A 23,315-nucleotide genomic window follows, 5' to 3' on the forward strand; every position below is an offset into this window, starting at 1 on the left:
TCACAACTCCCGTACGGACAGCAGGCGTTCCACGCGGTCGTAGCCGACCACAGGTCCGTCCCGGCACAGCAGCAGCGGGCCGAGCTGGCAGTGGCCGCAGTGGCCGGAGGCGCAGCGCATGTTGCGTTCCAGCGACACCTGAACGCGGTGCGCGGCGAGGCCTCGGCCCATCAGGGCTCGCGCGGTGTGGCGCATCATCACCTCGGGCCCGCACACCAGCGCGTGGGTCCGGTCCGGCCGGAGTGCCAACGCGTCGAGGAGGGTGGTGACGACCCCCACCGAGCCTTGCCAGCCCGGGCCGGGGCGGTCGACGGTCACTCCCACCTCGGCCCTGCTGCGCCAGTTTTCGATGTCCTCCAGGTAGATCAGATCGCCAGGGCTACGGGTTCCCACCAGGATCCCCAGCCGACCGTAGGCGGCCGGCCGGTCCAGGACCGCGTGCACCACCGGTCGCAGTGGCGCCAGCCCGATGCCGCCGGCGATCACCAGTACGTCCTGGCCGGCTGCCGCGTCCAGGTCCCAGCGGGTGCCGAACGGCCCGCGCAGCCCGACGGTGTCCCCCGGACACAGGTCGTACAGGGCGGTCGAGACCGCCCCCACCGCGCGTACGGTGTGCACGAGGCCCCCGTGCGAGCCGCGCAGGGCGCTGACCGAGACCGGCACCTCACCGACCCCGAACGCGTAGATCATCGCGAACTGGCCCGGTGAGAAGGGCGGGAGTTCCCTGCTGGCAGGAACCAGTTCCACCGAACGGGTGTCGGCAGTCTCCGCCCGGGTTTCTGCGACCCGGTACGGCAGCGGTGGCGTCACGGTGCTCATGGCGGGCCGCTTCCGTGGGGTGCGTAGAGGTCCAGCAGCCTGATGCGGGTGGCCTGCAGGCGCTCGGCGACAACCTCGGTGAAGCGGCGCATCAGGGCGTAGCCGAGTTCTGGGTCGGCGGCGCAGAGGGCGAGGACGTCGGTGGCGGGGAACTCCGTGGCTTCCACCGCGGTCACCGCTCGTGCGCCGAGGTGCCAGCGGTACGGCGGGCAGATCCACGACCAGCCCAGTAGTTGGCCCGGACCGAGCGTTTCCACCAGCGCCTCCGGTTGCCTGCCGGGAACGCAGATGTCGAGGGCGACCCTGCCGCCGCGCAGCAGCCAGAAGCGGTCGGCTTCTGCACCCTCGTCGAACAGGCGCGCGTCGGCCGGGAACACCACGTCGAGCCCGAGGGCCATCAGCCGCTCGCGCTGTGCGAGTGGCAGGAAGTCCAGGGGCGGCGGCAGCTCGGTCACGGTGCCTGCCCCGATGCCTCGGACCGCGTCCAGTCGTGCAGAGCGGCGGCCTCCTCGGTGATGTCGATGCCCACCGGGCACCACACGATGCAGCGGCCGCAGCCCACACAGCCGGAGGAGCCGAACTGGTCGTACCACGTGCCGAGTTTGTGGGTCATCCACTGCCGGTAGCGACTGCGCGGGGACGTACGGACGGGGCCGCCGTGCAACTGGGAGAAGTCCAGGTCGAAGCACGAGTCCCACAGCCGCCACCGCTCCGCGTGGTCACCGGTGAGGTCGGTGACGTCCTCGGTGGTGGTGCAGAAGCATGTGGGACACACCATGGTGCAGTTGCCGCACGTCAGGCAGCGCCCGGCAACGTCGTCCCAGCGGGGGGCGTCGAGCGTACCGGCCATCAGCTCCCGCAGGTCGGCCTCGGGCATGGTCCGTCCCATCCGGTCCGCGGCGGCGGCGACGCCCGCGCGGGCCGCCTCACGGGTGGCGGGGTCGGCCGGGCGGACGGGCAGTTGCGCCAGGATCTCGTCGCCTTCCCGGCTACCGCCGCGGATCCAGAAGCGGTGGCCGTCGTCATCGACCACCTCGGTGATCACCAGGTCACAGCCGAGAGGGGCCGCGGGTCCCGTGCCCATCGAGACACAGAAGCAGGTACCGCCGGGCTCCGTGCACTCGACCGCGATGAGCAGCGCTCCTGCGCGCCGCCCCTGGTAGGCGGGGTCGCGGTGGGTCCCCCCGGTGAGTACCCGGTCCTGGATGGCGATGGCCCGTGCGTCGCAGGGACGCACCCCGAGGAAGGCGTACCGCGGTGCCGGGGGCTCCTCGGCCGTGAACACGATCTCCTCGCCCACCCGGTCGGCACGCCACTGCCGCACCTTCGCCGGATGCAGGAACTGCTTCCACGACTGGGGGCCCGCCGCGTTCGCGAAGGCGGCACCGTCGGTCCGCTCCCGCAGCTGGTACCGCCCGGCTTCAAGTTCTACACCCCACCCGTACGGCAGCTCGTCGGCCGACTCCAGCTCGGCCAGCACGATCGCACCGTCCCGCACGGTGGGCCCGATCACGGTGAAACCGCGCCCGGTCAACACCTCCACCAGCGCGACCATGCCGTCCTTCCCCATATTCGACCCGCCGGACGCAGGAGGGGAGCAGGCGTTCATGTCGGGGTCCGTAGTCATGGCCGTTCTCCTTCAGCACCGCGTCTGGCAAGTGGGACATCGCGGGTGCCTCACAGAGTCCACGAACCCAGGATTTCTGGTCCGGCACCACTCGGGTAGGGCCATGCGGGCCATGGGCCGGGGGCCGTTCGTCTTCGCCCACTCGATCGGCCCGGCTCACACTGCTGCGAAGTCGAGCAGGGCATCGGAGGTCCTGTGCAGTTTCAGGGCCACGACCACACGGCTGGCGGGTGCCGGGGTCGGTCCCTGGTACCTGGGTTCGGCGCGGAGCAGCAACACCGGCCGCTCGGCCCGTGCTACGACGGGCATGCTGACGTCACCCAGGAAGTAGCTCTCGACGCGCTCCAGACCACGCGAACCCAGCACCGTCGTCTCCGACGCCGACTCCGACGCCGCTTGGAGCAGGGCTTCGAAGCGTCGTCGGCAACAAGGTTCCCGACGATGGGCAGGCCCGGATGGCGCGCCTGGAGCTCCGCCCGCGCGGTGCGGACGAGACGCTTCGCCCGGTAGTTCTGAACGACTTCCGCGGGGACGCAGGTCGGTTCCGGCGCCAGCAGCGGCCACGCGTGCAGCAGGCGCAGGGTGAGCTTGTGCTTCTCGGCCTCGTCGGCGGCCCAGTGGGCAGCGGCAAGGCTCTCGGGCGAGCCGTCGAGGCCCACGGTGACGGCTGTATGACCGCCACCACCGCCACCGGCTGAGACGGACCGTGTCGACGGCCGACCCTTCGGGGCCGGACGCCGGTCCCGAAGGGACTTTCGGCCTCGTGACCGAAGCCCACTGTCGTTCGATTGTGGGACGAGGTGGGGGAACGGACCAGCAACGTGCTGGAGGCCGCATCATGAGCGCAAAAGGTTCGCCGTCCGCATCCGGTCCGCCCCGGCCGCGCAAAGGCAACGCGCCACATGGGGCGAACCCTCTGAGGCGTACGTCCGACAGGTTTGAATCCTGGTTCCGCCGCGTACTGATGCTCCTCCTCGTCCTCGGACTGCCGGTGGCGGCGCTCAGCACGGGGCTGACGGCGTACGAGTCATCCATGCGCACCGTGCAGGCCCAGGTTGCGGAACGACACGAGGTCACCGCCCGAGTGACGCCGAACGCGCCGGGCGACGACCGTGTGTCGAAGCAACGGGCGCAGATCCGCTGGACCGAGCGGAACGGCATCGTGCGCACGGGGATCACCCTCGTGGGACCGGGAACACCCACGGGCGCCACCATGCGGGTGTGGGTGGACCGGGACGGAGCCATCACCGGTGCACCCATGAACGCGGTCACCGCAAAGGCCAACGGCTGGTTCGTGGGTGGCATGGCGGCACTCTGTGTGGTCGCCTGGTTCTACGCGGCACGAGCAGCCATGCTCCTCGCGTTGGACCGGAGAAGGTACGCGCAGTGGGATGTCGAATGGGACCTGGTGGAGCCGCTGTGGTCCGAGCGCTTCCGTCGGTGACGCGCAGGACCGGACGGGGGCCGAGGAAGTGCGGTCGATGATGTCTGCACAGGGTCTCCGCCGGATACCAACTGGTTCGGATCACATCGGCCCGGACTGGAGGCCTCCGACGTTGTACACGGGATCTGTCATGGGTGATCCCTCTGGAATCCGCCGGGTTTCACATGGGCCATCCAGCGGGACGGCTGCCGGCCGCCGTGCCTGCCGGCCCTCGTCAGACGCCGGTGGGGGAAGGGTCGGCGTCATCCGTCCGGTACGCGATGTGGCCGGCGACCGAGACAACGCCGTCGACGCCGCGGCACAGCTGCTCGATGACAGGGATCAGACTCCGGAACTCCACGGACCCGCCGAGGGCGACCCTCCCGTCGCGCACCTCGACCGTCACCTCCGAGGGACCGAGCCTCATCGTGCGCCGCAGCACGTCCGCTGCGATCTCGTCGCGGATGGCGTCGTCACGGCGCAGGAAGATCCGCAGCAGATCACCACGACTGACGATGCCCAGGAGCCGGTCCGCCTCGTCCACCACAGGCAGCCGCTTGACATGCTGGGCCTCCATGAGGCGCGCAGCCTCGACCACACTCCACTCCGGACGTGCGCAGACCGCGGGAGCCGACATCAGTTCCTCGGCGCGGGAACCCTCGGCCTTGGCCCGCTCCCAGGCCTCCAGGTGCGGAACGGGGATCCTGCCTGACGGATCGGTCTGGTCTGCGCTCTTGCGCAGCAGGTCGGCCTCGGACACCAGACCCATGGGGCGGTCCAGATCGTCCACCACGGGCACGGCGGTGACGTCGTTCTCCGCCAGCAGCCTGACGAGCTCTTTGAACGGCGTGTCACGCCGTGCCCTGACGACGCCCCGGGTCATGAGCTCTTCGACTGTTCGGTGGTGCATGTCGCCTCCCGGATATGGGCCGCCCACCTCGCGGACAGCAGGGGCTCTCGTCCCATGTGGTGGGGCGTCCCGCGTGGCAGGTTGGATACAGCACCATTCTGAGCAGAGGGCGGCGATCATGCGAGCTCACCTCGGTGACCAACTCGTCATCGAAAGTCCGACCGCCGACGGCGCCAAGCGCGACGGCGAGATTGTCGGGCTCCACCACGAGGACGGAACACCTCCCTACGACGTGCACTGGTCGGACACGGACGAAGTGACGCTCGTCTTCCCCGGGCCCGATGCGCACATCCGCCACCTCGAGTACGAACAGTCCGGGACCCCCCCGCGAGTCGCAGCAGGGCACGGGTGAGGCGGAGGCCGTGCCCGCGGCTGCCCCACCAACCGGTGCAGCCCATCCTGGCGACATCGGTCGGCGTGTGGGCGTCGAACGCCGGAGACAGGGGCTCAGCCGGGAGGAAACTGCCCGCCGCGCCCGAATGTCGCCCCATTACCTGGCATACCTGGAGGAGCGGCCCGCCAACCCCACGATGGCGGCTCTCATCAGGCTGGCCGACGCGCTGGGTACCACGGTCACGGCTCTGCTCGGCGGAGGCATCGATCTCCCGCCCGGACAAGGCCACGCACTGCTGCACCCTCAACTGTTGGACCTCGGCCCGGACGAATGCCGCACTCTGCTCTCCACGCACGGCGTCGGGCGCGTCGCGGTATCGGCGTCCGACGGCCGCCCGGCGGTCGTACCGGTCAACTACGAGGTCGTCGACGAAGCCATCGTCTTCCGGACCGCGCCCGACGCCGTGGCCGCAGCGGCCGTGGAAACGGAAGTCGCCTTCGAGGTCGACCACGTGGACGAGGCTCTGAGCCAGGGCTGGAGCGTGCTCGCCGTCGGCCCCGCGAGCGTTGTGACGGAGCCTGACGCCGTGCGCCGTCTCACCCAACGCGCCCACACCACGCCATGGCCCGGCGGCGAACGCGAGATGTGGGTGTCGATCCGGCCCACGAGCCTCACGGGGCGTCGCATCACTCCGGCCGATCAGTAGACGCCGATGCGCTGGTGAAGTGCTGGCCCCTCCACCGACCCCAGATGAATGAGTCCAAGGGCTCTTAGCCGTAGGCCGCCAGCGAGCGGTGGCACATGTCCCTGCCATCGCTCGCCCAGCGCGTGCAAGGCGTCCCCGTCGTCCTGGCGATCAGCGGTAAGCACGTGACGCGTGCTCAGCGACTCGGAGGACGTCTCGGTCGGGGACCAGATGGGGAATAGCCTTGAGTCTCCAGTGACTGGAGACAGCAGAGTGGGGGGGGACATGGACGTTACGACCCTCTACTCGATCGGGGAGCTTTCCCGGCGGACCGGCTTGCCTGTGAGGACCATCCGGTTCTACTCCGATTCGGGGGTGGTAGCGCCTACCCCCCGAAGTCCCGCCGGCTATCGGCGCTACGACCTCGACGCACTGCTTCGTCTGGAACTCCTCCGGACACTGCGCGAGCTGGGCATGGACCTGCCCACGATTCAACGGGTACTGGACCGCGAGCTGCGGAACGTCCAGGGCTGTGCGTTGTGCAGCGAGGGTGCCGCCGCGGCCTCCGTCACGAGCGCGGAGACGGTCTTCACGTCCAGGGATTGTGCAGTCACGATGGCTTCCCTTTGCGGCAGGGTGCGCCGAGCTCGGCCAGGGGGACCCCGTCTTTGCTCGGACGACAGCCCGAGGACCTCCTCGAATCCCGTCTCCAGCATGTGCGCGCGGACCGTCGTAGGGCAGGGGCCGTCTGGACCCGGCGTGGGGCCGAATGGGCTTCCCGCGCCTCCTGCTCGCCCGGGACTCCTCATGTCGGCCTCGACGGAACGGCGATGACGGGGCAGCGGGCATAGTGCAGTACGCCCTGGCTGACCGAGCCCAGCAACATGCCGGTGAATCCTCCGTGACCCCGGGTTCCCACCACCAGGCCCAGCGCGTGGGCCGAGGCGTCGGTGAGCACCTGCACGGGATGCCCGACGAGCAGTTCGTGGCGCAGGTCCACCTCTGGGTAGCGGGCCTGGCGGCCGGCCACGGTCTCGGAGAGCAACCGGCGGGCCTCCTGCTGCGGGGCGTACTCGTCGAAGATCCTGAGCGGACCTGGCTCCCAGACGTACAGGGCCCGCACCTCGGCGCCACGCAGGGCCGCCTCCTCGAATGCCACGTCGACGGCGGCGGCCGAGTGCTCGCTGCCGTCGACGCCGACGACGTAGTACGCGGGCTCCTGGGTGACGTGCTCCGGCTCGGGCACGACGACCACGGGGCAGTGCGCGTGGGCCATGACCGGCAGGGCGACCGAGGCGGAGCCGAACACCTCCTGCGTCCGGCTCAGATGTCGCGAGCCCAGTACGACAGCCGTGGCGTCGCGGCTCTGCTCACGCAGCACCCATACGGGGTCGCCCTCCGCGAGCACAGCGTCCACCTCGACCTGCGGGTGCCGTGCCGTGACGAAGTCCGCGGCTTCTTCGAGTACCTGTTTCCCGGCCCTGTGCAGAGCCTCGTTCCATTCCTCCCAGGAAGGCGGGATCTCTTGCCCCCGATAGCCCCTGGTCGGCACGCCCTCGACGTGGACCGGACGCAACGGCAGCCGACGGCGGGCGGCCTCGTCGGCTGCCCAGGCCAGGGCCATCCGTCGGCTGGGGTCGGGATCGACGCCCACCACGATCGGCCGACGGTCACCGGGTCGGGACATGACCGCCTCCAGTCACCAGTCCGTCGGAGGCCGACGAGGTGTGTGCGGACGAGCGTGCCGGGTGCGGCGTGGGCGTCAGATGCCCGATGGCGTCGGGCCCGGGCAAGTACAGGGTCACCTGTCTGTTCTCGGCCCAGCGCATGTCGTACGGCGGGCTGCCGTCCGGATGGGAGAGCCCCACGACCTCGCCGTCCCGGGCCACGACCCCGGCAGTAGTGCCGTGTATGACGATCTCGTCGCCCACGCGGGCGCGCATCGAGGCGCCGGTCGCCTCGGGTCCGGTACTCGGCACGGGCCTGTTCCTTCTTCCTTGTTGGTGGAGGAGCGGACATCTCGCTCGCCTCCTCCCTGTGGTGGCGCGGAGCAGTGCCGCCGATTTCATGGAAGACCTGGCGCGGTCAGGGTTCCAGGGGCCATTGGTCCTCGCCTCGTCCCCGTTGGCCCCACCGCCGGGCCCCTCATGGTGCACCGGCCGACAACGTCGAAGAGTGGGAGGCAGCCGTGCCGCAGGGAGCGGCGAGGTGGTCCGGGCGGAACCGTGCTTCGATGCTCGCACGTACCGTGGCTGTCAGCTTCTGCAGAGCCTGGGACCAAACCGGTCGGACCGGTTCGGGGTTCTCGATCCGGAGCGTCGGGCCGGGCAGATCGGCGATGTCCCCGCGGAACCGGTCGCGGGCGTCCTGCCAGCGGTCCGGCGGCCCCGTCCGACGGCCGCCGCACATCACCGTGCGCAGCAGCGGCCGTGCCGAGTCCGGCGGTTCCTCTCGCCGCAGGGCGATGACGTCGGGCTGCCCGGCGCGGCGGAAGACCTGCTTGCCGCCCGGGGCCGTGACCTTCGCCGAGGACAGCTTCATGACCGGGCGGCCGTCGTACTCGACGAGCTTGTACGCGGCATCCAGGTACGGGGCGTCCGCGGCCACACCCACACGCGTGCCCACGGCGTACACGTCGATCGGGGCACCGGCGCGCACCAGCCGGGCGACGGCGTACTCGTCGAGTCCGCCGCTGGCCACGATTCGTACGTCGGTCAGCCCCGCGGTGTCCAGAATGGCGCGTGCCCGGCACGAGAGTGCGTGGAGGTCTCCGCTGTCCAGCCGGATCGCGCAGCCGGTACCGCGCCCCAGGTCTCTCAGCACCCGCGCCGCGATCCGCACGCCTTCCTCGGTGTCGTAGGTGTCGACGAGGAAGGTGACCGGGCCGGGGTGACTGCGTGCGAAGGCGTGGAACGCTTCCTCCTCGCCGGGGAACGCCTCGATGTACGAATGGGCCATGGTGCCCGAGGCCGGGACGGCCAGCGCGGTGGCGGCGGCGACGTTGCTGGTACCGGCGAAGCCGACCAGGACGCCCAGCCGGGCCGCTTGGTATCCGGCCCCGGGGCCGTGCGTGCGGCGCAGCGAGAAGTCCACCACGGGCCGCCCGGCGGCGGCCAGGACGCAGCGTGCAGCCTTGGACGCCACCGCCGTCTGGTGGCAGACCTGGTTCAGCAGGTACGTCTCGACCAGCTGGGCCTGCGGCAGCGGGGCGGTCACCTCCAGCAACGGCTCCCCGGCGAACACCGTACGGCCCTCCGGCACGGCGCGCACCTCGCCTTCGAAGGCGAGGCCGAGGAGCGGTTCGAGGTCCCGTACCGGACGGTGCAGCGCGGTCGCGAACTCCTCGACGTCCTCCCGCTCCACGCGGTAGTCGGCAAGAAAGTCCAGGGCGGGTTCCAGCCCTGCGGTGACCAGGAAGCCCCGGCCGGGCGGGAGGTCGCGGACGAAGAGGCTGAAGGTGGCCGGGGCCCACATGTCCTCCCGGAGGTAGGACAGGGCCATGGTTACTTCGTAGAGATCGGTGGTCGTGACGTCGGACATGATGATCGCCGCCGAATGTGGTCGTCCCTTCTTTTACCAGTCTGACCGCGCATGCGTGGGAGGAAAGGGACGTTTGGGACCATCGGCATGGGCTGTTCGGCCTTAGCGGTACGGGCCCGTGCGCGCTGGACTGGAAGTGTCGGCAGGCTACGTGATGCGAGCGGAACTTCCGGGCATGTCCCCCGAGGACACCGACGTCTTCATCAGTGACGGGGTGCTGACCGTTCAGGCCGAACGCACCGAGAAGGACGTCACGAAGACTCACAACGAGATCGGCTACGGCGCGATGAGCCGCAGCGTGACGCTGCCGCCGGGCGCCGACGAGGACGACGTCACGGCCGACTACACCGACGGCATGCTCACCGTCAGCGTCGGCCTGGGCGCCGAGAAGGCGGAGGCCAAGCACGTCGAGATCCAGCACGGCGGCTGACGGCATTTGGCGGGTCCCGCGTGGGCCCGCCAACGCCGTGCCCTTTTCGCGGCGCCATCACCGTACCCCCTGTGAGGCGGCCCAGCGGCGTCGCACCGCTTCCTCGTGTTCGGCCTCCTCCAACGCCAGCTCCACCGCGGACAGTTCACGTTGCAACCGGGGGATCCAGTGTCGGCGCAGGGCGCGGGATCGCCGCCGCGTCCGTTCGGCTTCGGCGGCGAGCAGTTCGGCCGCTGTCCGGTGGGCGGCGTGTTCCGCCGCTGCGCGGACCGCCGAGCGGTAGGCCGTCTCGGCGTGCGCCAGCGCGGTGTTGGGCGGCATCTGTTCCGCGGGGGAGCGGACGGGGGCGGTCCAGGCCACGGCCGCGGGATGGCGTACGCCCATCAGCGCTGCCCACTCGACGTCGATGCAGGCTCGGTTCACAGGCAGCGCCTGGGTCAGTGCTCGTTCGCCGCCGAGGAGCACCCCGCGCAGCAGCCAGGTGTCGGCGGCGGCCAGTTCTTCCCGCCACACCGAACCCGCATCCTCCGCAGCCCGTCGTTGCACACGCTCCCGGTCCAGCAGGAGCCGGAGTTTGCGTTCCAGCAGGTCAGCTCCGCGCTGCGCGGTGGCGAGGTTACGGCGAAGCCGCAACCGCCCGGCCCGTCCCACCGGCACTCGGCGCCCGTGCGTGCTCACGGCGGCCCCTCGCCCTGCGGCGGGGCGTGGGCGTCGAGCAGGTCCGCCGGGATCATGCCGAGCTGGCTGCGCGGCAAGGTCAGCAGCACTTCCCAGGCCCGGTCCAGGGACTCGTCCAATGACCGGTTCTCCTTCGTTCCCTGGGCCAGGAACCGGTGCCGGACAGCGTTCTCCAAGTCGAGGTGGCGCAGGTCGGTCGGGCTGAGTGCCGACCGTCCGATCAGGTCGGCGAGTTCCCGCACCTGCCGGGACCGGGCCAGCGCGGCGATCAGCTGCGCGGCGACGGCCGGATGGTCCGCGCGGGTCCGTCCCGCTCCGGTTCCCTTGCGCATCAGGCGCGACAGCGAGGCCAGCGGATCCACGGGCGGATACGTGCCGGCCGCGTGCACCTCGGCGGACAGCACGATCTGCCCCTCCGTGATGTAACCGGTGAGGTCCGGAACGGGGTGGGTGATGTCGCCCGCCGGCATGGTGAGCACCGGCAGGACGGTCACCGACCCCGGGCGGCCCCTGATCCTGCCGCAGCGTTCGTAAAGGGACGCGAGGTCGCTGTAGAGGTAGCCCGGATACGCCCGCCGGGCCGGAATCTCGCCCCGTGCAGCGGACACCTCGCGCAGCGCTTCCGAATAGGCCGTCATATCTGTCATCACGACCAGGACGTGACGGCCCTCGGCGAACGCCAGGTGCTCGGCGACGGTCAGCGCGAGACGCGGCGTCAGCAACCGTTCGATCACCGGGTCGTCCGCGGTGTTGAGGAACAGGACCAGTTCTCGCGCGGCGGAGCGGGCGGCCAGTCCGTCACGGACGAACGCCGTGTCGGCGTGTGTGAGCCCCATACCGGCGAACACGACGGCGAACGCCTCGCCGCCGCACGTCGCTTGGGCCGCGATCTGCACCGCCAGTTCCAGGTGCGGCAGCCCGGCCACCGAGAACACCGGCAGCTTCTGTCCCCGCACCAGCGTGGTGAGCACGTCCACGGCGCCCACGCCGGTGAGCACCGGCTCGTCAGGGGGTTCCCGCCGTACCGGATTGATCGGTGCGCCGCCCACCGCCACGGACGTGCTGCCCAGCACCGGCGGCCCGCCATCGGCCGGTTCGCCCCTCCCGTTGCACACCCTCCCCAGCCATCCGCTTCCGGCCGGGATCCGCAGTGGCGTGCCCGAGAACGCGACGCGGGTGCCCGTGCGGTTCATGCCGGCCGTGTCCTCCAGGACCTGCACCACCGCAAGGTCGCGGTCCACCTCGAGGACCAGCCCGTGCCGTCGTTCTCCGAAGTCGAGGACGATCGTGGCGAACTCGTCCCACCCCACCCCGCTCACGCCTTCGACGACCACGAGCGGGCCGCGCAGTTCCCGCACGCCCGTGTACTCGATGTCCGCACTGTTCATGCCGCCTCCTTGAGCCGGGCCAGCACGGTGTCGCGGGCCGCCGCCACGGGAGCGGTCTCCGTTGGGCCCGCGGTCTCACGGGCCCGCAGCAGCGGGGTGAAGTCGACCGCCTCGACTGCGTCCGCCGGGGCACCGGAGTCCACCAGCTCCAGACAGCAGTCGATCGCTGCCAGCACGGCGTCCACGAGGGCCGCGGTCTTCTCGGGGGCGCTGTAGGCGTCCGCCGGCGACAGTGCGCTCTGCTGGATCACGGCTTCGCGCAGCAGCCGTCCCGCGAGCACGCTGATCCGCTCCCGCGGCGGCAGGGCCGTGATGCCGACCAGTTCGACAAGATCGGCCAGCCGGTCGGCCTCGGCCAGCAGCCGCGTCACTCGCCCGTGCCGCTCGGTCCACTCGGGGTCGCCGGCCCGCGCGTGCGCAGCGGCCAGCGCGGCGGTGTCCCGCGAGAAGGAGTCCGCCCAGGAGATGGCCGGATAGTGCCGTGCATAGGCGAGGTCGCGGTCCAGGCTCCACAGGCACCGCACGAACCGTTCGGTGTGCGCGGTGACCGGCTCGGTGCGGTCGCCACCCGGCGGGGACACGGCTCCGATCACCGTGACGGAGCCACGGGTGTTGCCGAGGGTGCGCACCGCGGCGGCCCGTTCATAGAACGCGGCCAGTTGGGAGGCGAGCCCCGCCGGATAGCCTTCCTCGGCAGGGAGTTCGCCCATGCGGGAGGCGAACTCGCGCAGTGCCTCCGCCCAGCGGGAGGTCGAGTCGGCGATCAGGACGACTTCGAGGCCCATGTCGCGGAAGTACTCGGCGACCGTCGCACCCGTGTGCACGCTTGATTCGCGGGCCATCATCGGCATGTTGGAGGTGTTCGCGATTGTCACGGTCCGATCCGCCAGACGGCCTCCGGTACGGGGATCGGTCAGCTCCGCAAGCTCCTCGATGACGTCCGCCATCTCGTTGCCGCGCTCGCCGCAGCCGACGTAGACGATCACGTCGGTGTCGCACCACTTGGCGATCTGTTGCAGCAGCATGGTCTTGCCAGTCCCGAAGCCGCCCGGTACGGCGACCGTGCTGCCGCGGGCCACCGGGAAAAGCAGATCGACGGCCCGCTGCCCGGTGTTCAGTGGCATGTCGGCCGGCAGCCGCCGCGCTACCGGTCGCGGCCTGCGCACGGGCCAGGACTGCGCCATCCGCACCTCGTGTCCGCCCACCACGGCGAGCACGGCGTCGGCGGAGTGCTCGCCCGCCGCCGCGACCCGGGTCACCTCGCCCGAGCGGTCCGGAGGCACCAGGAGCCGCATGGGCACGCTCGCGGCGATCTCCCCGAGGACGTCCCCGCCCGCGACCCGCGCTCCCTCGGCCACCCCTGGTGTGAACGACCAACTGCGCGCTTCCGGTGCTTCGCTCGGCTCGCCTGTCGTGAGAAGGTCGCCGGCGCCGGCCAGGGGGCGCAGCAGGCCGTCGTACACGCCGCCGAGCAGATCCGGGGCCAGGCGTACCGACAACGGTCGGCCTTGGGGCTCCGCCGGATGTCCCGGGCTCAGTCCACCCGTGTACTCGTACGCCTCGACGGTGGCCGTGTCGCCGTGGATGGCGACCACCTCGCCCGGCAGCCGGGCGGCGCCGAGCACGACCATGTCGTGCATGGCGACCGAAGGGGGGCAGACGATCTCTACCAGGGGGCCGGTCACGCGGAGAATCCGAGAGCGGGATGGATCGTCCGCCTGGAGGCGTGCCGGTCCGGCACACGTGGCCTGCCGGCCTGGCCCCGAACTGCTGGGTGTGGTCACGGCGGCCTCCACAGCGTCTCGGCCTGCGCACCCAGCCGTTCCAGGGCACGGTCGGCGAGGGCGTCCGCCGACAGGTCGACCCGTCGGCCGGGCACCTCGGCCGTCACTCCACCCTCCGCGGCAGCCGTGACCCGCGCCTGTGTTCCCAACAGCGCCCGTGCCGCCTCGGCGAGTCGGGCCTGAGGTACGGCACCTTCCGCCATCGCTCGGCGCACGCCCGTGCGGACCGCGGCCCTGAGTTCGGCGTAGACCTCGGAGCGAGCCGCGAGTTCCGCCGCCCAGGCGTCCTGCACCGCTCGCACTCGTTCCCGGGCCGCCTCGGCGGCGCCGTCTGCCTCCCCGAGGTCCCGGGCTTGCGCGAGCACCTCGTCAGCAGAACCGTGTGCCGCGCGCAGGGTTTCCTCCGCGTCGGCCCGCGCTCGTTCCCGGACAGCGTCGGCCGACGCCCGTGCCGCGCGCAACAACTCGGCGCGCACGGGGTCCAGTGCGTCCATGGACGCGGTCATGAGGGCATCACGACGGTCAGCGGCCGGGAAGGGCCGGGCGCCATTGCCTCGGCCCCCAGCGCTTCGGCGGCCTCGGCTGTGAGGATCACGAGGCCGACCGTGCCCGGGAGCGTCCGCCAGGCGTGGCGGACGGCGTCCGGATCGTCCGCGACAAGCACGTCCACCCCTGCCAGGGCCAGACCGCACACGCTGGTCCGTGCCCCGATGGCGGCCACGGTGCCCCCCGTCATGCCTTTCCGATCAGCAGGATCGCTACTACCAGCCCGTACACGGCGATGCCCTCCGCCAGACCGACGATCACCATCGCCCGGCCGAACATCTCCGGTCGCTCGCTCAGTGCCGCCAGCGCTGCGGCGCCGGTGTAGGCGACGGCGATCGCTGCCCCGATCGAGGCTCCGGCCACCGCGATGGCTGCCCCGATCAGAGCAGATCCGTTGACTCCGCCGGACGGGGCGGGTGCCGACGCCTGTGCGGGTCCCGCGAGTGCCGTGGCCAGTACGACACAGGCGCCGCCCAGGACGGCCAGGTTCGTGGCCAGGAGCCAGCGGAAGGCGTGTCTGACCCGGCGCCGCCGCAGCAGCCGGACGGCGCCGAGTACCGCGGCCAGGACCGGTAGGATGATCAGCCAGGTGAGCATGGGATCACCTTCGTAGTACTGTCGGCAGGTTCCGCCGAGGGAACGTGCCACGGACGGAACGGACGGCCCTCCGTTTCGAAGAGCCGGGAGAACAGCTCGTAGAACTCCAGCCGCAGGGCCTGGACACCCGCCACCAGGGCCTCCAGGCCGAACGAGAGGGCCGTGCCCGCGGCGAACAGCAGCACTGCCCCCGCGACTCCGGCGCCACCGTGCCCGGCCAGGGCGGTGGTGCCGCGCCACACCAGGTCGGCGAGCGCGGCGTGGGTAAGGCCGAAGGCCGCGAGCCGGGCGAACGACAGGGTGTTGGTGCCCGTGCGCACGACCACGTCGAACACCTGCACGGCCGTCTCGGCGCATCCGGCACCGCCGCCCGCCGTGGCGCGGAACATGCCGAGGGCCACCAGCGTCAGCCCGACGACGGCGAGCGTGGCCCCGGCGACGGTCGCGGGCGGCCGATGTAGGAGCAGGCCCGCCACTGCCAGAGCGAGCCCCAGGTAGAACAGCAGCCCGGCACAGCCCGACGCCGCGTACAGCGCCGTGCCCCAGCCGCCCTCACGAACGCGGTTGACCGCGCCGGCGGCATGTGCGACGGCCAGCAGTCCTGCCCCGAAGACCACGGCGGCGGCCAGCAGGCGGGCAGGACTGTCCAACGGGCTCAGCCACAGCACCGGCAGCAGCCCGGTGGGGCCGAAGAACTCCCCGTAGGCGGCGCCCGCGAGCATGGAGGCAACTCCCGCGCCCGCCAGGAACGGCCACAGTCGGCCCAACCGGGCGAATCGGCGGGGCCACCCGAGGCGGAGCGCGAGCGCTCCGAGCACCAGCAGCGCTCCGTGCCCCACGTCACCGAACATGATCCCGAACATTGCTATGTAGGCGAGGCCCGCTGGCCACGAGGGGTCGAGGTCCGCATAGGCCGGTGTGCCGTACGTCGTCACCAACGGCGCGAAGGAGACGGCCTTGCCCGGCCGCAGCAGCGTCGGTGGATCGGTGCCGCGTGGGGACGGCAGCGGCACCAGTGCGCCGCCTGCGGCGGCCAGCCGGCCCGCGACGCGGGGCATTTCGGCGGCCGGGCACCATCCGGCCAGCGCGGCCACCTCTCCATGCCGTACAGCGCCTTCCGCGCGCTCCTGCAACTGAGCCTCGCCCGCCAACAATTCGACATCGCGACGCTCTTCGAGCAGGTCGAGGTCGGGCGCGGCGGCGGCCAGGACGGCCGAAGCGGTGCTCTCGGGCCCGGCCGTCGTGACGCGTCCCCGCAGCCGCCGCAGCCGCACCGCCGCCGCGCCTGGAGCCGTTTCCTCGGCACGGTCCAGCTCCACGCACCCCTCCTCGGCGATGCGTACCAGAGCGTCCCGCAGGGCCACCTGCGGCACGATCACCGCCACACGGCGCATCCGGACCGGCGTCCATGCCTCAGACCAGGGCATCGAAGACCTCCCCGGACCGTCCGCCACGCGCCGCCGACTCCAGCGCCGCCCGCACCCGCCAGGCGTCCACGGACAGCACCGCGACCGCACCCACGACCACGCGGAGCCCGTACCGGCCCTCGCGCAGCATCGCCGCACCGTCGGCCTGAACCGTCCGCCACCAGCGGGCCTCGGCCTTCCACAGCGCGCCCGCTTCCTCGATGTCGGCCAGGACCCAACCGGCCGTTGCGGGAAGACGCTCGCGAAACTCCTGGTACGAGGTGGCGGCCGACGCCCGCGCCCCGAGCAGTCGTGCCGCGTCACGCCGCGCGGGCCCCGGCAGAGGGCGCTGATACACGAACAGTTCACGAGCCGTCAGCAGGACGGCGCGTCCCTGGGCCCAGCGACGCGCGGGCGGTACGGCGACGGCGGTGCGCCGCGCGGCGGCCATCCTCATGCCCGTGATCAGGGCCCACGGCGTGTCGCCACCCGGATCGCCCCAGGGTGAGGCGATGAGCGCCGCCCGCAGTTCCGCAGGTGTCCCGGCACGCTCCAGCGTCCGCCAGGCAGTCTCCAGCGCGCCGAGCCGGTACGGTTCCGGGGCCTCCGCACGGCGACCGTCCGGCGCGGGCAGCAGGGAGGCCACGTTGGCGATCTCGAACCCCGCAGCAAGCGGAACGAGCAAGCGGGCACCACCCCGGGGCAGCCAGCCGGCCAGCACCCGCAGATGCCACAGCAGCGTGGCGGTCACCGCCCGCTGAGCCTCGGGCAGGCCGACCACCGTCCGCGCATATCTCGAGTACGGGGTCGCCGCCAGGCATCGCAGGGCGTCGTCGAACGTGCCACACCCGGCGATCTCCCTCGCCCCACCGGCACCCGGGTACCGGCAGACGAGGGCCTTGGCCCGTACCGCCCCGGCGACCCAACCGGCACTCATGGCGCTTCGCCTTCGCCGGGGCCTCCTGCCAGGCGCAGCGCGTCGGCCACCGCACGGTCCACCAGATCCGGCATGCGCTCCCCGGCCCGCTCCCGGACGGCCGAAGTGGCGAGGCCCCCGGCGACGCGCAGGGCCTCCGCCTCCCGCCGCGCCTCCCGGAGGACGGGTTCCGCGGCCTGTCGTCGGATCTCGGGAGCACGCTCGCGGGCGGCCGCCACGAGCTCTGCCGCCTGCCGCACGGCGTCCTGCCGTACGGCTGCGGCCGCCGCGTCCGCCGCGGCCCGGATCCGTTCCGCCTCCTGCTGCACATCCGTCAGCTGTGCGAGGGCGGGCTCCAGTTCCGCGGCCCGTTCTGCCGTACGGTCGGCGGGCACGCCAGTGGCGGACGCTCCCGGCGTCCCCACCGGACGGAACCGCTCCAGGAAGTCCCGCAGGCTCATCGGCGGCCTCCTGCCGGTCGGCTGCTCTCTCAGTGTCACCGTTCTCCTTCCGCCCCGCACCGGCTAGGGCCGTAACGCCGTCGATCAGGGCCGTTCGGCTCTTGGCGACGGCGGTCAGAGCGAAAGACTGGGACGGTAGGCAACTCGACGGAGTCCGGAGGCGGCCGTGAACGACCACGAGAACTTCTCCGCGGAGGCCGAGGCCCGGCAGGACCTGCCCTCCCAACCCTGGAGCCCCGGCGAGGCGGGCCGACAGGACATGCTGATTCGCTACCTGGGAGCCGTGGCCACAGCCGCGGCCGAACACGCACATGCCGAAGAGCAGGCCCCTGTACGCGGCACCGCCCGCCCCGCGACGCCGGCCGCCTCGCCCTCGCGGCAACCTTCGCCGCCCGAAGCCGGGGTCCCGCTGGTGAGGGACGTGATGGACGTACCCGCTGCCTCCCTGCGCGACGACCTGCCGTACCGCGACATCGCCCGTCTGCTGGCGCGTGAGCGGGTCGGCGCCCTCCCGGTCGTGGACGGCGAGGGCCACGTGGTCGGCGTCGTCTCGGAGTCCGACCTGCTGGCGAAGGTGGCCTTCGAGGCTTCCGGCCATCGGCCCGGACGCATCGGAAGGCTGCGCGAGCGACGGATGTACAGCAAGGCCCGCGGTGAGACGGCCGCCGACCTGATGACGAGCCCCGCGGTCACGGTGCTCCCGGGCGCGACCGTCGCCGAGGCCGCCTGGCTGGCCGCACTGTCCCGGCTCAAGCGGCTTCCGGTCACCGATGGCTTGGGTCGCCTGGTCGGAGTCGTGCCCCGCGACGCGCTGCTCCAAGCCCTCATCAGGGACGACGCAGGCATACGGGCAGAGGCCGAGGCCAGGATCGAGGCCTGTTGCCCGCCGGAAGACCGGGCCACGGTGGAGGTGGCCGTCCATGACGGCATCGTGGAACTGACGGGACGGATGCCGTCGGCCACCTCGGCCCGGCTGGTGGCGGAGGTGGAAGACATCGCTGATGTCGTCGAGGTGAAGAACCTCCTCACCGCCGCCTGACTCAGGGTTCCTTGATGTCGATCAATGCGCTGAGTGGTCCCCGGCCTCGTCCTGGTCGAGGTGGGAGGCGAGGACCGCCGCCTGGACCCGGCGCTGGACGCCCAGCTTGGCCAACAGCCGGGAGATGTGGTTCTTGACGGTCTTCTCCGACAAGTACCGCTTCCTGCCGATCTCACGGTTGGTCAGGCCATCGCCAATCAGGGCGAGGATGTTCCGTTCCCGGGGCGACAGACTCGTCAGTTCGGGCGGCAGCGACGGTGTCCCGGCCGGCTCTGCACGCGGCGACCGCATGAGTTGGGCTGTCGTGGCCGGGTCGAGCATCGATTGTCCCGAAGCGACGGTGCGCACCGCCGACACCAGGTCGGAGCCCTTGATGTGTTTCAGCACATAGCCGGAGGCACCGGCCATGATCGCGTCCAGTAGGGCGTCCTCGTCGTCGAATGAGGTCAGCATCAGACATGCGAGCCGCGGCATCCGGTCGCGCAGCTCCCGGCAGACCGAGATCCCGTCACCGTCGGGGAGACGTACGTCGAGTACGGCGACGTGCGGGCGGAGCGCGGGGCCGCGGGCGAGGGCGTGTTCGGCGGTGTCGGCGTCGCCGACGACGGAGATGTCCGGTTCGGTGTTGAGCAGGTCGGTCAGGCCGCGTCGTACGACCTCGTGGTCGTCGAGCAGGAACACCCGGATCGGGTTCTGTTCCGTGAAGGCGCCTGTCTCGGCCATGATCACCCCTCGGCCCCCGGGCAAGCACGGACTGCGAGCTGTCGACGAAGGCGATCGTCACCCACAGTTGCCGAACACACCAGGGCCGTCCGGGTCCCACTCATCTGGAGACGGGCCTCCTACGATGAGTGCGCACCGCCTACCGCACACCAGCCCCCCGAGTGAGGTCGCACTCCACGTCCACCACTCCCTCGACGGCCCGCACCAAACGAGCGGCCACGGGGATCAGGGCAGAGTCGCGGACCTTGCCTGTCAGGGTGGCCACTCCGTCGTGCACCTTCACCTGGATGGCAGAGGACGGCAGGGGGAAGAGGTTCGCCACGATGTCGCGCCGGACCTCCTCGGCGATGTCCTCCTCGTCGCGCAGGAAGACCTTGAGCAGGTCGGTGCGGCTGATCACGCCCTCAGTGCAGACCCCGCAAGCCGCTCACATCCTCCGCACCCACACTGCCCGCACACCGACCCGCACGGCAGGGCCGTTCGGGGTCACGGAGACAGACCTCCGATATCCGGCACGCCGAGTACCTGCGGTACGACCAGCGGGTGAGGGACACCGCGGCCCTGTGCACCCCGGGCCACCGCCGCTCCTGTGGGCCGGTTGGCCCCGCTCAGGGACGTGTGGCCCCTGACCTCAGCCACGACCGCGTCATCACGCTGGAATCGAACCCTCACCCGGGAGGTGGAGACCATGTCCCGAACCGTCACCGTAGGCCTCGACAGATCGCCCGAGAGCCGGGCTGCCGCCGAGTGGGCGGCGCGTGAAGCCCTGCTGCGCGCACTGCCGCTGAAGATCGTCCACGTCTGGGAGCCGGTGCCCGAGTACACGGCTCACCTTCTGCACGGTTCCGAGACCCACGAGCACTGGATCGAGCAGCTGACGCGCGAGTCCGCCGAGGGCCTGCGCTTGGGCCACCCCGGTCTCGAGGTGATCAGCGAGCAGCTCACAGGGGGGACCGTGGTCGACATCCTGTGCGAGACGGCGGGCTTGGCAGAGCTGTTGGCGCTGGGCTCGCGGGGCTTCGGTGAGATCGGCGGGTTCATGTTCGGCTCGGTGAGTCTGCCCGTCGTCGCCCGCGCTGAACGGCCGGTGGTACTCGTGCGGGCGGAAGAGCAGGCCGCGGACGAGCGCAAGATGGACCCGACGGGTGCGCCCTCCGCTTCGGCACCCTTCCGACCCGTGGTGCTCGGCCTCGACACCGATGCTCCGGACGACACCCTGCTGGAGTTCGCCTTCGACGCCGCCGCGCGCCGGGAAGCGTCCCTGCGTGTCGTGCACGCCTGGCCCGAGCCGCCCACCTCCTTCTACCGTTTCTCCGGCGACGCCGAACTCTACGACTCTCTCGAGCGTCAGCAGGCCGCTGCCCTGACCGAGGTTCTGCGTCCCTGGCGGCAGAAGTTCCCGGGTGTCGAAGTGATCGAGGCCAGCCGGTGCGGCAGCGCCGGACAGGTTCTCGTCAGCGCCTCACACGACGCATCACTGGCTGTCGTCGGCCGGCGTATCCGCACCAGCCCCCTCGGTGCTCATATCGGCCACGTCACGCACGCGGCTCTGCACCACATCACCGCCCCTGTCGCCGTCGTGGCGCACGGCTAACCCGGCGTTCTGAGCAGGAGAACGTACTACGGCAAGCGCTCGGCCATGACGATCGCGGGTGTCGGCAGCCGGCGGAACGACGAACTGCGCCCCGCCCGTGCGGTGCCGGACCTCCACCACGAGCAGCGCGGTACTCACCGGACGATGCGGCAATGCCGAGGAGAGTGCTGAACGCCGCTGCGGCAGGGCGTATCCGGGGCACTGCACCGGGTCCATTGAGGAGACGGGTCACCTGAACGCGACCCGAATACTGCGAAAGCCAGGCCTTCGAAGTCAGGAAGCCCCACCTGCACTCGGCCCGGAGTTACCGGGGTGATAGGCGGGCTGTTGTTCGTCATCATGTTTCCTTCGGTTGTGCGGGTGGACCGTGGTGCGGCCCGTCAGGGCCGGGCGTGCCCGGCCAAGCCAGGGCACGGGTGACGTCGGCGATGGTGAGGATGCCGACGAGGCGGCCCTCGTCGAGGATCAGCGCCCGGCGCACCGGGCTCGCCTGCAGGCGGGGGAGCAGGCCGAGCACGGGTTCCACGGGGGCGGCCGTGACGATGTCGCCGAGGGGACGCATCACCTCGTGGACCATCGTGCTCGCCCGGGCCTGGGGCGGGGTCGCTTCGACGCGCCTAAGGCTAATCACACCGGTCACCGAGCCATCGGCTGCAAGCACTGGGAACGCGGAGTGGCGGTACTGGCCGAAGGGCCCCTCGGCAAGGAAGTCGGCGAGGGTCGCCGTGGCCGGCACGGTCACCGGGTCCGGAGTCATGACCCGGCTGACCGGGACACCGCCCAGCAGGCTGCGCATCTCGGCCTGACGAGCCTCGGCGGTGGCCGCACCTATGAGGAACCAGCCGATCAGCGCGGCCCACAGACCAGACAGGTCACGCCCGTACAGCACGGCCACGAATCCGGTCACCACCATGAACCAGCCCAGTGCCCGGCCCGCCGACGATGCACCTCGAGTGGCCCTCAGACGGTCGCCGGTGCGATGCCACAAGTACGCGCGCAGCAGCCGCCCCCCGTCCAACGGCGCGGCGGGCAGCGCGTTGAAGACAGCCAACAGAACGTTGATCGCGGCCAGCCAGACGAACGCCTCGACCACCAGCCCGGACGCGTGGAGTGCGTCCAGCCCTGCCGCGACGCCCGCGAGCACACCACCGGCCAGCAGGCTCGTGAGCGGACCCACACCCGCGATGCGCAGTTCCGCGGCCGGAGTCGGCGCCTCGTCGTGCAGGCGGGCGGCACCACCCAGCATCCACAGAGTGATGCCCTCCACCTGGACGCCGTTGCGGCGGGCGACCACAGCGTGTGCCAGTTCGTGCGTCAGCAGGGAGCCGAGGAAGACGACTGCGGTCAGCAGCGCGAGTGCCCAGTACGCGATGGCGGAGTGGCCCGGGTGGGCATCGGGAAACCGGCCGCGCGCCAATGCGACCGTCACCAGGGCGACGATGACCAGGACACTCCAGTGCAGGCCGACCCGCACGCCGGCGATCCGGCCGAGGGGCAACGTCTCGTTCATGAAATCTCGCCTCACCCTCCGACTGGCGCCTCGGCCGTCACGCGGGCGGACGGCGCCGATCTCCCTGCTAGAAGCAGGTCCGCAGCACCTTCATCGTCCGGCGGCGGTCGTCTCGCGGGGAGGGGCCGATCGGCTCGCACCAGGGACGACCGGCCCGGGCGCTGCCACGGCTCCTCTCCAGGGAGACCACCTTGGAGCCGCTCATGCCGTTGCGACGATGTCGGGGGCACCGCGAGCAACCATGGTCAGTTGGTGTGTGCAGGGCTCAGCGTCGTGCCAGGGGCAGCCCGACAAAAGGGAGTTGATCGCCCATGGCCCCAGAGGGAGTCGGCCCTGGCTCTCCTGGTTCAGCTCGCCCTCGAGGTTACCGTCGCCCCACCAGATCCCATTCCCGGTCCCACCGGGCAACACGACGCCGGTCGAGCCGCGCTCGTGCGAGGGCCCCGCGCCGAGAGCCGGAGCTGCGACCGCGAGTGCGGCCGCAGAGCCGAAGAGGTCGGCTTCGACGGCTGCTTCGATGCGGTCCATGGGCTGCGTGGTGAGACGGCCCCAGACGTCCAGCCAGACCACCACACGGGCGCCGGCCTTCAGCCCACCCTCGACCAGCGTCCGCCCGGTACGAGACGTACCCGTCGGGAGCGTTCCAGCGCACCGGACCCTGGACCCGGCCTCTTGTCGGCCAGGCCGCCTCGCCCAGCGCGTCGGAGCGCAGTACCGCGTAGGCAGGATGCCGTTGGGCCCGCTGCTGCGCGAACATCTCTCCTGCAGCGCGAGCCGTCACCAGTCCGGCGGTGGCCCCGCCGACAACCACGGTGATCCAGACGGCGAGGATGACCCATGCCTCGACAATGTCCTCGTGCCGCCGCAGCGGATTGCTCCGCCATCGCCACATCGACTTCCTCGCG

General features: G+C 71.3%; 25 protein-coding genes and 5 pseudogenes. 6 read left to right on the forward strand and 24 right to left on the reverse strand.

Annotated elements, in window-relative coordinates; genetic code table 11:
• The 4 genes and pseudogenes from SMIR_RS40100 to SMIR_RS40115 all read right to left on the reverse strand — a co-directional run.
• Positions 1-819, reverse strand: a complete 819-nt coding sequence (locus tag SMIR_RS40100; protein ID WP_168488266.1) for an FAD/NAD(P)-binding protein — start codon at positions 817-819, stop codon at positions 1-3.
• Complete coding sequence (locus SMIR_RS40105; RefSeq protein ID WP_422664496.1) at positions 816-1,274, reverse strand: Crp/Fnr family transcriptional regulator; 459 nt, start codon at positions 1,272-1,274, stop codon at positions 816-818. Before SMIR_RS40105 ends, SMIR_RS40100 begins: the two co-directional genes overlap by 4 nt.
• Entirely contained in the window at positions 1,271-2,446 is a 1,176-nt protein-coding gene (locus tag SMIR_RS40110; RefSeq protein ID WP_168488264.1) for a 4Fe-4S dicluster domain-containing protein, read from the reverse strand. The genes SMIR_RS40105 and SMIR_RS40110 overlap by 4 nt, the downstream gene beginning before the upstream one ends.
• A 165-nt stretch (positions 2,447-2,611) precedes the next feature.
• Positions 2,612-3,105: pseudogene (locus SMIR_RS40115) on the reverse strand (universal stress protein); the annotation flags it as partial.
• A 179-nt stretch (positions 3,106-3,284) separates the two neighbouring features.
• Between SMIR_RS40115 and SMIR_RS40120 the strand changes: the two are divergent.
• Entirely contained in the window at positions 3,285-3,890 is a 606-nt protein-coding gene (locus SMIR_RS40120; protein ID WP_212728194.1) for an Rv1733c family protein, read from the forward strand.
• A gap of 214 nt (positions 3,891-4,104) precedes the next feature.
• Here the strand turns inward: SMIR_RS40120 and SMIR_RS40125 are convergent, their stop codons facing one another.
• Complete coding sequence (locus tag SMIR_RS40125) at positions 4,105-4,779, reverse strand: CBS domain-containing protein (RefSeq protein ID WP_212728195.1); 675 nt, start codon at positions 4,777-4,779, stop codon at positions 4,105-4,107.
• A 118-nt stretch (positions 4,780-4,897) separates the two neighbouring features.
• Here SMIR_RS40125 and SMIR_RS40135 point away from each other — a divergent pair.
• Positions 4,898-5,819 (forward strand): annotated as a pseudogene (locus SMIR_RS40135) (helix-turn-helix domain-containing protein).
• 264 nt (positions 5,820-6,083) lie between these two features.
• Positions 6,084-6,347 (forward strand): annotated as a pseudogene (locus SMIR_RS40140) (helix-turn-helix domain-containing protein); the annotation flags it as partial.
• On the opposite strand, the gene SMIR_RS44470 reads toward SMIR_RS40140, so the two are convergent.
• The 4 genes from SMIR_RS44470 to SMIR_RS40160 all read right to left on the reverse strand — a co-directional run bounded on the left by SMIR_RS44470 (position 6,290) and on the right by SMIR_RS40160 (position 9,338).
• Positions 6,290-6,412 carry a hypothetical protein gene (locus SMIR_RS44470; protein WP_282190413.1) on the reverse strand — a complete coding sequence of 41 codons (123 nt, stop codon included), beginning with the start codon at positions 6,410-6,412 and terminating at the stop codon, positions 6,290-6,292. The pseudogene SMIR_RS40140 and the gene SMIR_RS44470 overlap by 58 nt on opposite strands.
• A 191-nt stretch (positions 6,413-6,603) precedes the next feature.
• Positions 6,604-7,485: a universal stress protein gene (locus tag SMIR_RS40150; RefSeq protein ID WP_168488260.1), complete on the reverse strand. Its 882-nt coding sequence runs from the start codon at positions 7,483-7,485 to the stop codon at positions 6,604-6,606.
• Complete coding sequence (locus SMIR_RS40155; protein WP_248002716.1) at positions 7,469-7,777, reverse strand: DUF1918 domain-containing protein; 309 nt, start codon at positions 7,775-7,777, stop codon at positions 7,469-7,471. The genes SMIR_RS40150 and SMIR_RS40155 overlap by 17 nt, the downstream gene beginning before the upstream one ends.
• A 166-nt stretch (positions 7,778-7,943) precedes the next feature.
• Positions 7,944-9,338 carry a nicotinate phosphoribosyltransferase gene (locus tag SMIR_RS40160; protein WP_212728197.1) on the reverse strand — a complete coding sequence of 465 codons (1,395 nt, stop codon included), beginning with the start codon at positions 9,336-9,338 and terminating at the stop codon, positions 7,944-7,946.
• A gap of 154 nt (positions 9,339-9,492) precedes the next feature.
• Here SMIR_RS40160 and SMIR_RS40165 point away from each other — a divergent pair, with 154 nt between their 5' ends.
• Positions 9,493-9,768: an Hsp20/alpha crystallin family protein gene (locus SMIR_RS40165; RefSeq protein WP_283959580.1), complete on the forward strand. Its 276-nt coding sequence runs from the start codon at positions 9,493-9,495 to the stop codon at positions 9,766-9,768.
• Between the two features lie 57 nt (positions 9,769-9,825).
• On the opposite strand, the gene SMIR_RS40170 is transcribed toward SMIR_RS40165, so the two are convergent.
• Genes SMIR_RS40170 through SMIR_RS40210 form a run of 9 tightly spaced genes read right to left on the reverse strand, consistent with a single transcriptional unit; the run spans position 9,826 to position 17,544 of the window.
• The gene (locus SMIR_RS40170) at positions 9,826-10,446 is read right to left on the reverse strand and encodes a V-type ATP synthase subunit D (RefSeq protein ID WP_249938585.1); all 621 of its coding nucleotides are present in this window, start codon (positions 10,444-10,446) and stop codon (positions 9,826-9,828) included.
• Positions 10,443-11,834, reverse strand: coding sequence for a V-type ATP synthase subunit B (locus tag SMIR_RS40175; protein ID WP_168488254.1), 1,392 nt, complete (start codon positions 11,832-11,834; stop codon positions 10,443-10,445). Before SMIR_RS40175 ends, SMIR_RS40170 begins: the two co-directional genes overlap by 4 nt.
• Complete coding sequence (locus SMIR_RS40180; RefSeq protein WP_349636922.1) at positions 11,831-13,630, reverse strand: V-type ATP synthase subunit A; 1,800 nt, start codon at positions 13,628-13,630, stop codon at positions 11,831-11,833. Before SMIR_RS40180 ends, SMIR_RS40175 begins: the two co-directional genes overlap by 4 nt.
• Positions 13,615-14,124 (reverse strand): hypothetical protein, encoded by a 510-nt coding sequence (locus tag SMIR_RS40185; protein WP_168486581.1) that lies wholly within the window; start codon positions 14,122-14,124, stop codon positions 13,615-13,617. Before SMIR_RS40185 ends, SMIR_RS40180 begins: the two co-directional genes overlap by 16 nt.
• The gene (locus tag SMIR_RS40190) at positions 14,121-14,354 is read right to left on the reverse strand and encodes a V-type ATP synthase subunit F (RefSeq protein WP_168488250.1); all 234 of its coding nucleotides are present in this window, start codon (positions 14,352-14,354) and stop codon (positions 14,121-14,123) included. The genes SMIR_RS40185 and SMIR_RS40190 overlap by 4 nt, the downstream gene beginning before the upstream one ends.
• Positions 14,351-14,761 carry an ATP synthase subunit C gene (locus SMIR_RS40195; protein ID WP_168488248.1) on the reverse strand — a complete coding sequence of 137 codons (411 nt, stop codon included), beginning with the start codon at positions 14,759-14,761 and terminating at the stop codon, positions 14,351-14,353. The genes SMIR_RS40190 and SMIR_RS40195 overlap by 4 nt, the downstream gene beginning before the upstream one ends.
• Positions 14,746-16,188, reverse strand: a complete 1,443-nt coding sequence (locus tag SMIR_RS40200; RefSeq protein WP_212728200.1) for a V-type ATPase 116kDa subunit family protein — start codon at positions 16,186-16,188, stop codon at positions 14,746-14,748. The genes SMIR_RS40195 and SMIR_RS40200 overlap by 16 nt, the downstream gene beginning before the upstream one ends.
• Complete coding sequence (locus tag SMIR_RS40205; RefSeq protein WP_212728201.1) at positions 16,175-17,104, reverse strand: V-type ATPase subunit; 930 nt, start codon at positions 17,102-17,104, stop codon at positions 16,175-16,177. Before SMIR_RS40205 ends, SMIR_RS40200 begins: the two co-directional genes overlap by 14 nt.
• Entirely contained in the window at positions 17,101-17,544 is a 444-nt protein-coding gene (locus tag SMIR_RS40210) for a hypothetical protein (RefSeq protein ID WP_249938587.1), read from the reverse strand. Before SMIR_RS40210 ends, SMIR_RS40205 begins: the two co-directional genes overlap by 4 nt.
• A gap of 166 nt (positions 17,545-17,710) precedes the next feature.
• Here SMIR_RS40210 and SMIR_RS40215 point away from each other — a divergent pair, with 166 nt between their 5' ends.
• Positions 17,711-18,583, forward strand: coding sequence for a CBS domain-containing protein (locus tag SMIR_RS40215; RefSeq protein ID WP_168488246.1), 873 nt, complete (start codon positions 17,711-17,713; stop codon positions 18,581-18,583).
• 21 nt (positions 18,584-18,604) lie between these two features.
• Here the strand turns inward: SMIR_RS40215 and SMIR_RS40220 are convergent, their stop codons facing one another.
• Together SMIR_RS40220 and SMIR_RS40225 are read right to left on the reverse strand one after the other, a co-directional pair.
• Positions 18,605-19,306 (reverse strand): response regulator, encoded by a 702-nt coding sequence (locus SMIR_RS40220; RefSeq protein WP_212728202.1) that lies wholly within the window; start codon positions 19,304-19,306, stop codon positions 18,605-18,607.
• 139 nt (positions 19,307-19,445) lie between these two features.
• Positions 19,446-19,712, reverse strand: a pseudogene (locus tag SMIR_RS40225) (BON domain-containing protein); the annotation flags it as partial.
• Between the two features lie 282 nt (positions 19,713-19,994).
• On the opposite strand from SMIR_RS40225, the gene SMIR_RS40230 reads away from it, so the two are divergent.
• Positions 19,995-20,900 (forward strand): universal stress protein, encoded by a 906-nt coding sequence (locus tag SMIR_RS40230; RefSeq protein WP_212728204.1) that lies wholly within the window; start codon positions 19,995-19,997, stop codon positions 20,898-20,900.
• Positions 20,901-21,237: 337 nt separating this feature from the next.
• Here SMIR_RS40230 and SMIR_RS40235 read toward each other — a convergent pair whose 3' ends face one another.
• The 4 genes and pseudogenes from SMIR_RS40235 to SMIR_RS45175 all read right to left on the reverse strand — a co-directional run.
• On the reverse strand, positions 21,238-22,410 hold the full coding sequence (locus tag SMIR_RS40235; protein ID WP_212728205.1) for a site-2 protease family protein: 1,173 nt from the start codon (positions 22,408-22,410) through the stop codon (positions 21,238-21,240).
• Positions 22,411-22,477: 67 nt separating this feature from the next.
• Positions 22,478-22,615, reverse strand: coding sequence for a hypothetical protein (locus SMIR_RS40240; protein ID WP_212728206.1), 138 nt, complete (start codon positions 22,613-22,615; stop codon positions 22,478-22,480).
• Positions 22,612-22,938: a hypothetical protein gene (locus SMIR_RS44735; RefSeq protein ID WP_349636923.1), complete on the reverse strand. Its 327-nt coding sequence runs from the start codon at positions 22,936-22,938 to the stop codon at positions 22,612-22,614. The genes SMIR_RS40240 and SMIR_RS44735 overlap by 4 nt, the downstream gene beginning before the upstream one ends.
• 66 nt (positions 22,939-23,004) lie before the next feature.
• A pseudogene (locus SMIR_RS45175) lies at positions 23,005-23,178 on the reverse strand (hypothetical protein); the annotation flags it as partial.
• Positions 23,179-23,315 lie beyond the last annotated feature (137 nt).

The sequence above is a fragment of the Streptomyces mirabilis genome (assembly GCF_018310535.1).
Taxonomy (GTDB): Bacteria; Actinomycetota; Actinomycetes; order Streptomycetales; family Streptomycetaceae; genus Streptomyces.

What these genes read in the sequence shown, in the direction of transcription:
- SMIR_RS40240 (WP_212728206.1), bottom strand. Translation starts at nt 22,615, where the DNA reads ATGAGCGGCTCCAAGGTGGTCTCCCTGGAGAGGAGCCGTGGCAGCGCC.
- SMIR_RS40125 (WP_212728195.1), bottom strand. Translation starts at nt 4,779, where the DNA reads ATGCACCACCGAACAGTCGAAGAGCTCATGACCCGGGGCGTCGTCAGG.
- SMIR_RS40120 (WP_212728194.1), top strand. Translation starts at nt 3,285, where the DNA reads ATGAGCGCAAAAGGTTCGCCGTCCGCATCCGGTCCGCCCCGGCCGCGC.
- SMIR_RS40185 (WP_168486581.1), bottom strand. Translation starts at nt 14,124, where the DNA reads ATGACCGCGTCCATGGACGCACTGGACCCCGTGCGCGCCGAGTTGTTG.
- SMIR_RS44735 (WP_349636923.1), bottom strand. Translation starts at nt 22,938, where the DNA reads ATGGACCGCATCGAAGCAGCCGTCGAAGCCGACCTCTTCGGCTCTGCG.
- SMIR_RS40175 (WP_168488254.1), bottom strand. Translation starts at nt 11,834, where the DNA reads ATGAACAGTGCGGACATCGAGTACACGGGCGTGCGGGAACTGCGCGGC.
- SMIR_RS40190 (WP_168488250.1), bottom strand. Translation starts at nt 14,354, where the DNA reads ATGACGGGGGGCACCGTGGCCGCCATCGGGGCACGGACCAGCGTGTGC.
- SMIR_RS40230 (WP_212728204.1), top strand. Translation starts at nt 19,995, where the DNA reads ATGTCCCGAACCGTCACCGTAGGCCTCGACAGATCGCCCGAGAGCCGG.
- SMIR_RS40220 (WP_212728202.1), bottom strand. Translation starts at nt 19,306, where the DNA reads ATGGCCGAGACAGGCGCCTTCACGGAACAGAACCCGATCCGGGTGTTC.
- SMIR_RS40100 (WP_168488266.1), bottom strand. Translation starts at nt 819, where the DNA reads ATGAGCACCGTGACGCCACCGCTGCCGTACCGGGTCGCAGAAACCCGG.
- SMIR_RS40205 (WP_212728201.1), bottom strand. Translation starts at nt 17,104, where the DNA reads ATGAGTGCCGGTTGGGTCGCCGGGGCGGTACGGGCCAAGGCCCTCGTC.
- SMIR_RS40195 (WP_168488248.1), bottom strand. Translation starts at nt 14,761, where the DNA reads ATGCTCACCTGGCTGATCATCCTACCGGTCCTGGCCGCGGTACTCGGC.
- SMIR_RS40165 (WP_283959580.1), top strand. Translation starts at nt 9,493, where the DNA reads ATGCGAGCGGAACTTCCGGGCATGTCCCCCGAGGACACCGACGTCTTC.
- SMIR_RS40200 (WP_212728200.1), bottom strand. Translation starts at nt 16,188, where the DNA reads ATGCCCTGGTCTGAGGCATGGACGCCGGTCCGGATGCGCCGTGTGGCG.
- SMIR_RS40210 (WP_249938587.1), bottom strand. Translation starts at nt 17,544, where the DNA reads ATGAGCCTGCGGGACTTCCTGGAGCGGTTCCGTCCGGTGGGGACGCCG.
- SMIR_RS40160 (WP_212728197.1), bottom strand. Translation starts at nt 9,338, where the DNA reads ATGTCCGACGTCACGACCACCGATCTCTACGAAGTAACCATGGCCCTG.
- SMIR_RS40150 (WP_168488260.1), bottom strand. Translation starts at nt 7,485, where the DNA reads ATGTCCCGACCCGGTGACCGTCGGCCGATCGTGGTGGGCGTCGATCCC.
- SMIR_RS40110 (WP_168488264.1), bottom strand. Translation starts at nt 2,446, where the DNA reads ATGACTACGGACCCCGACATGAACGCCTGCTCCCCTCCTGCGTCCGGC.
- SMIR_RS40235 (WP_212728205.1), bottom strand. Translation starts at nt 22,410, where the DNA reads ATGAACGAGACGTTGCCCCTCGGCCGGATCGCCGGCGTGCGGGTCGGC.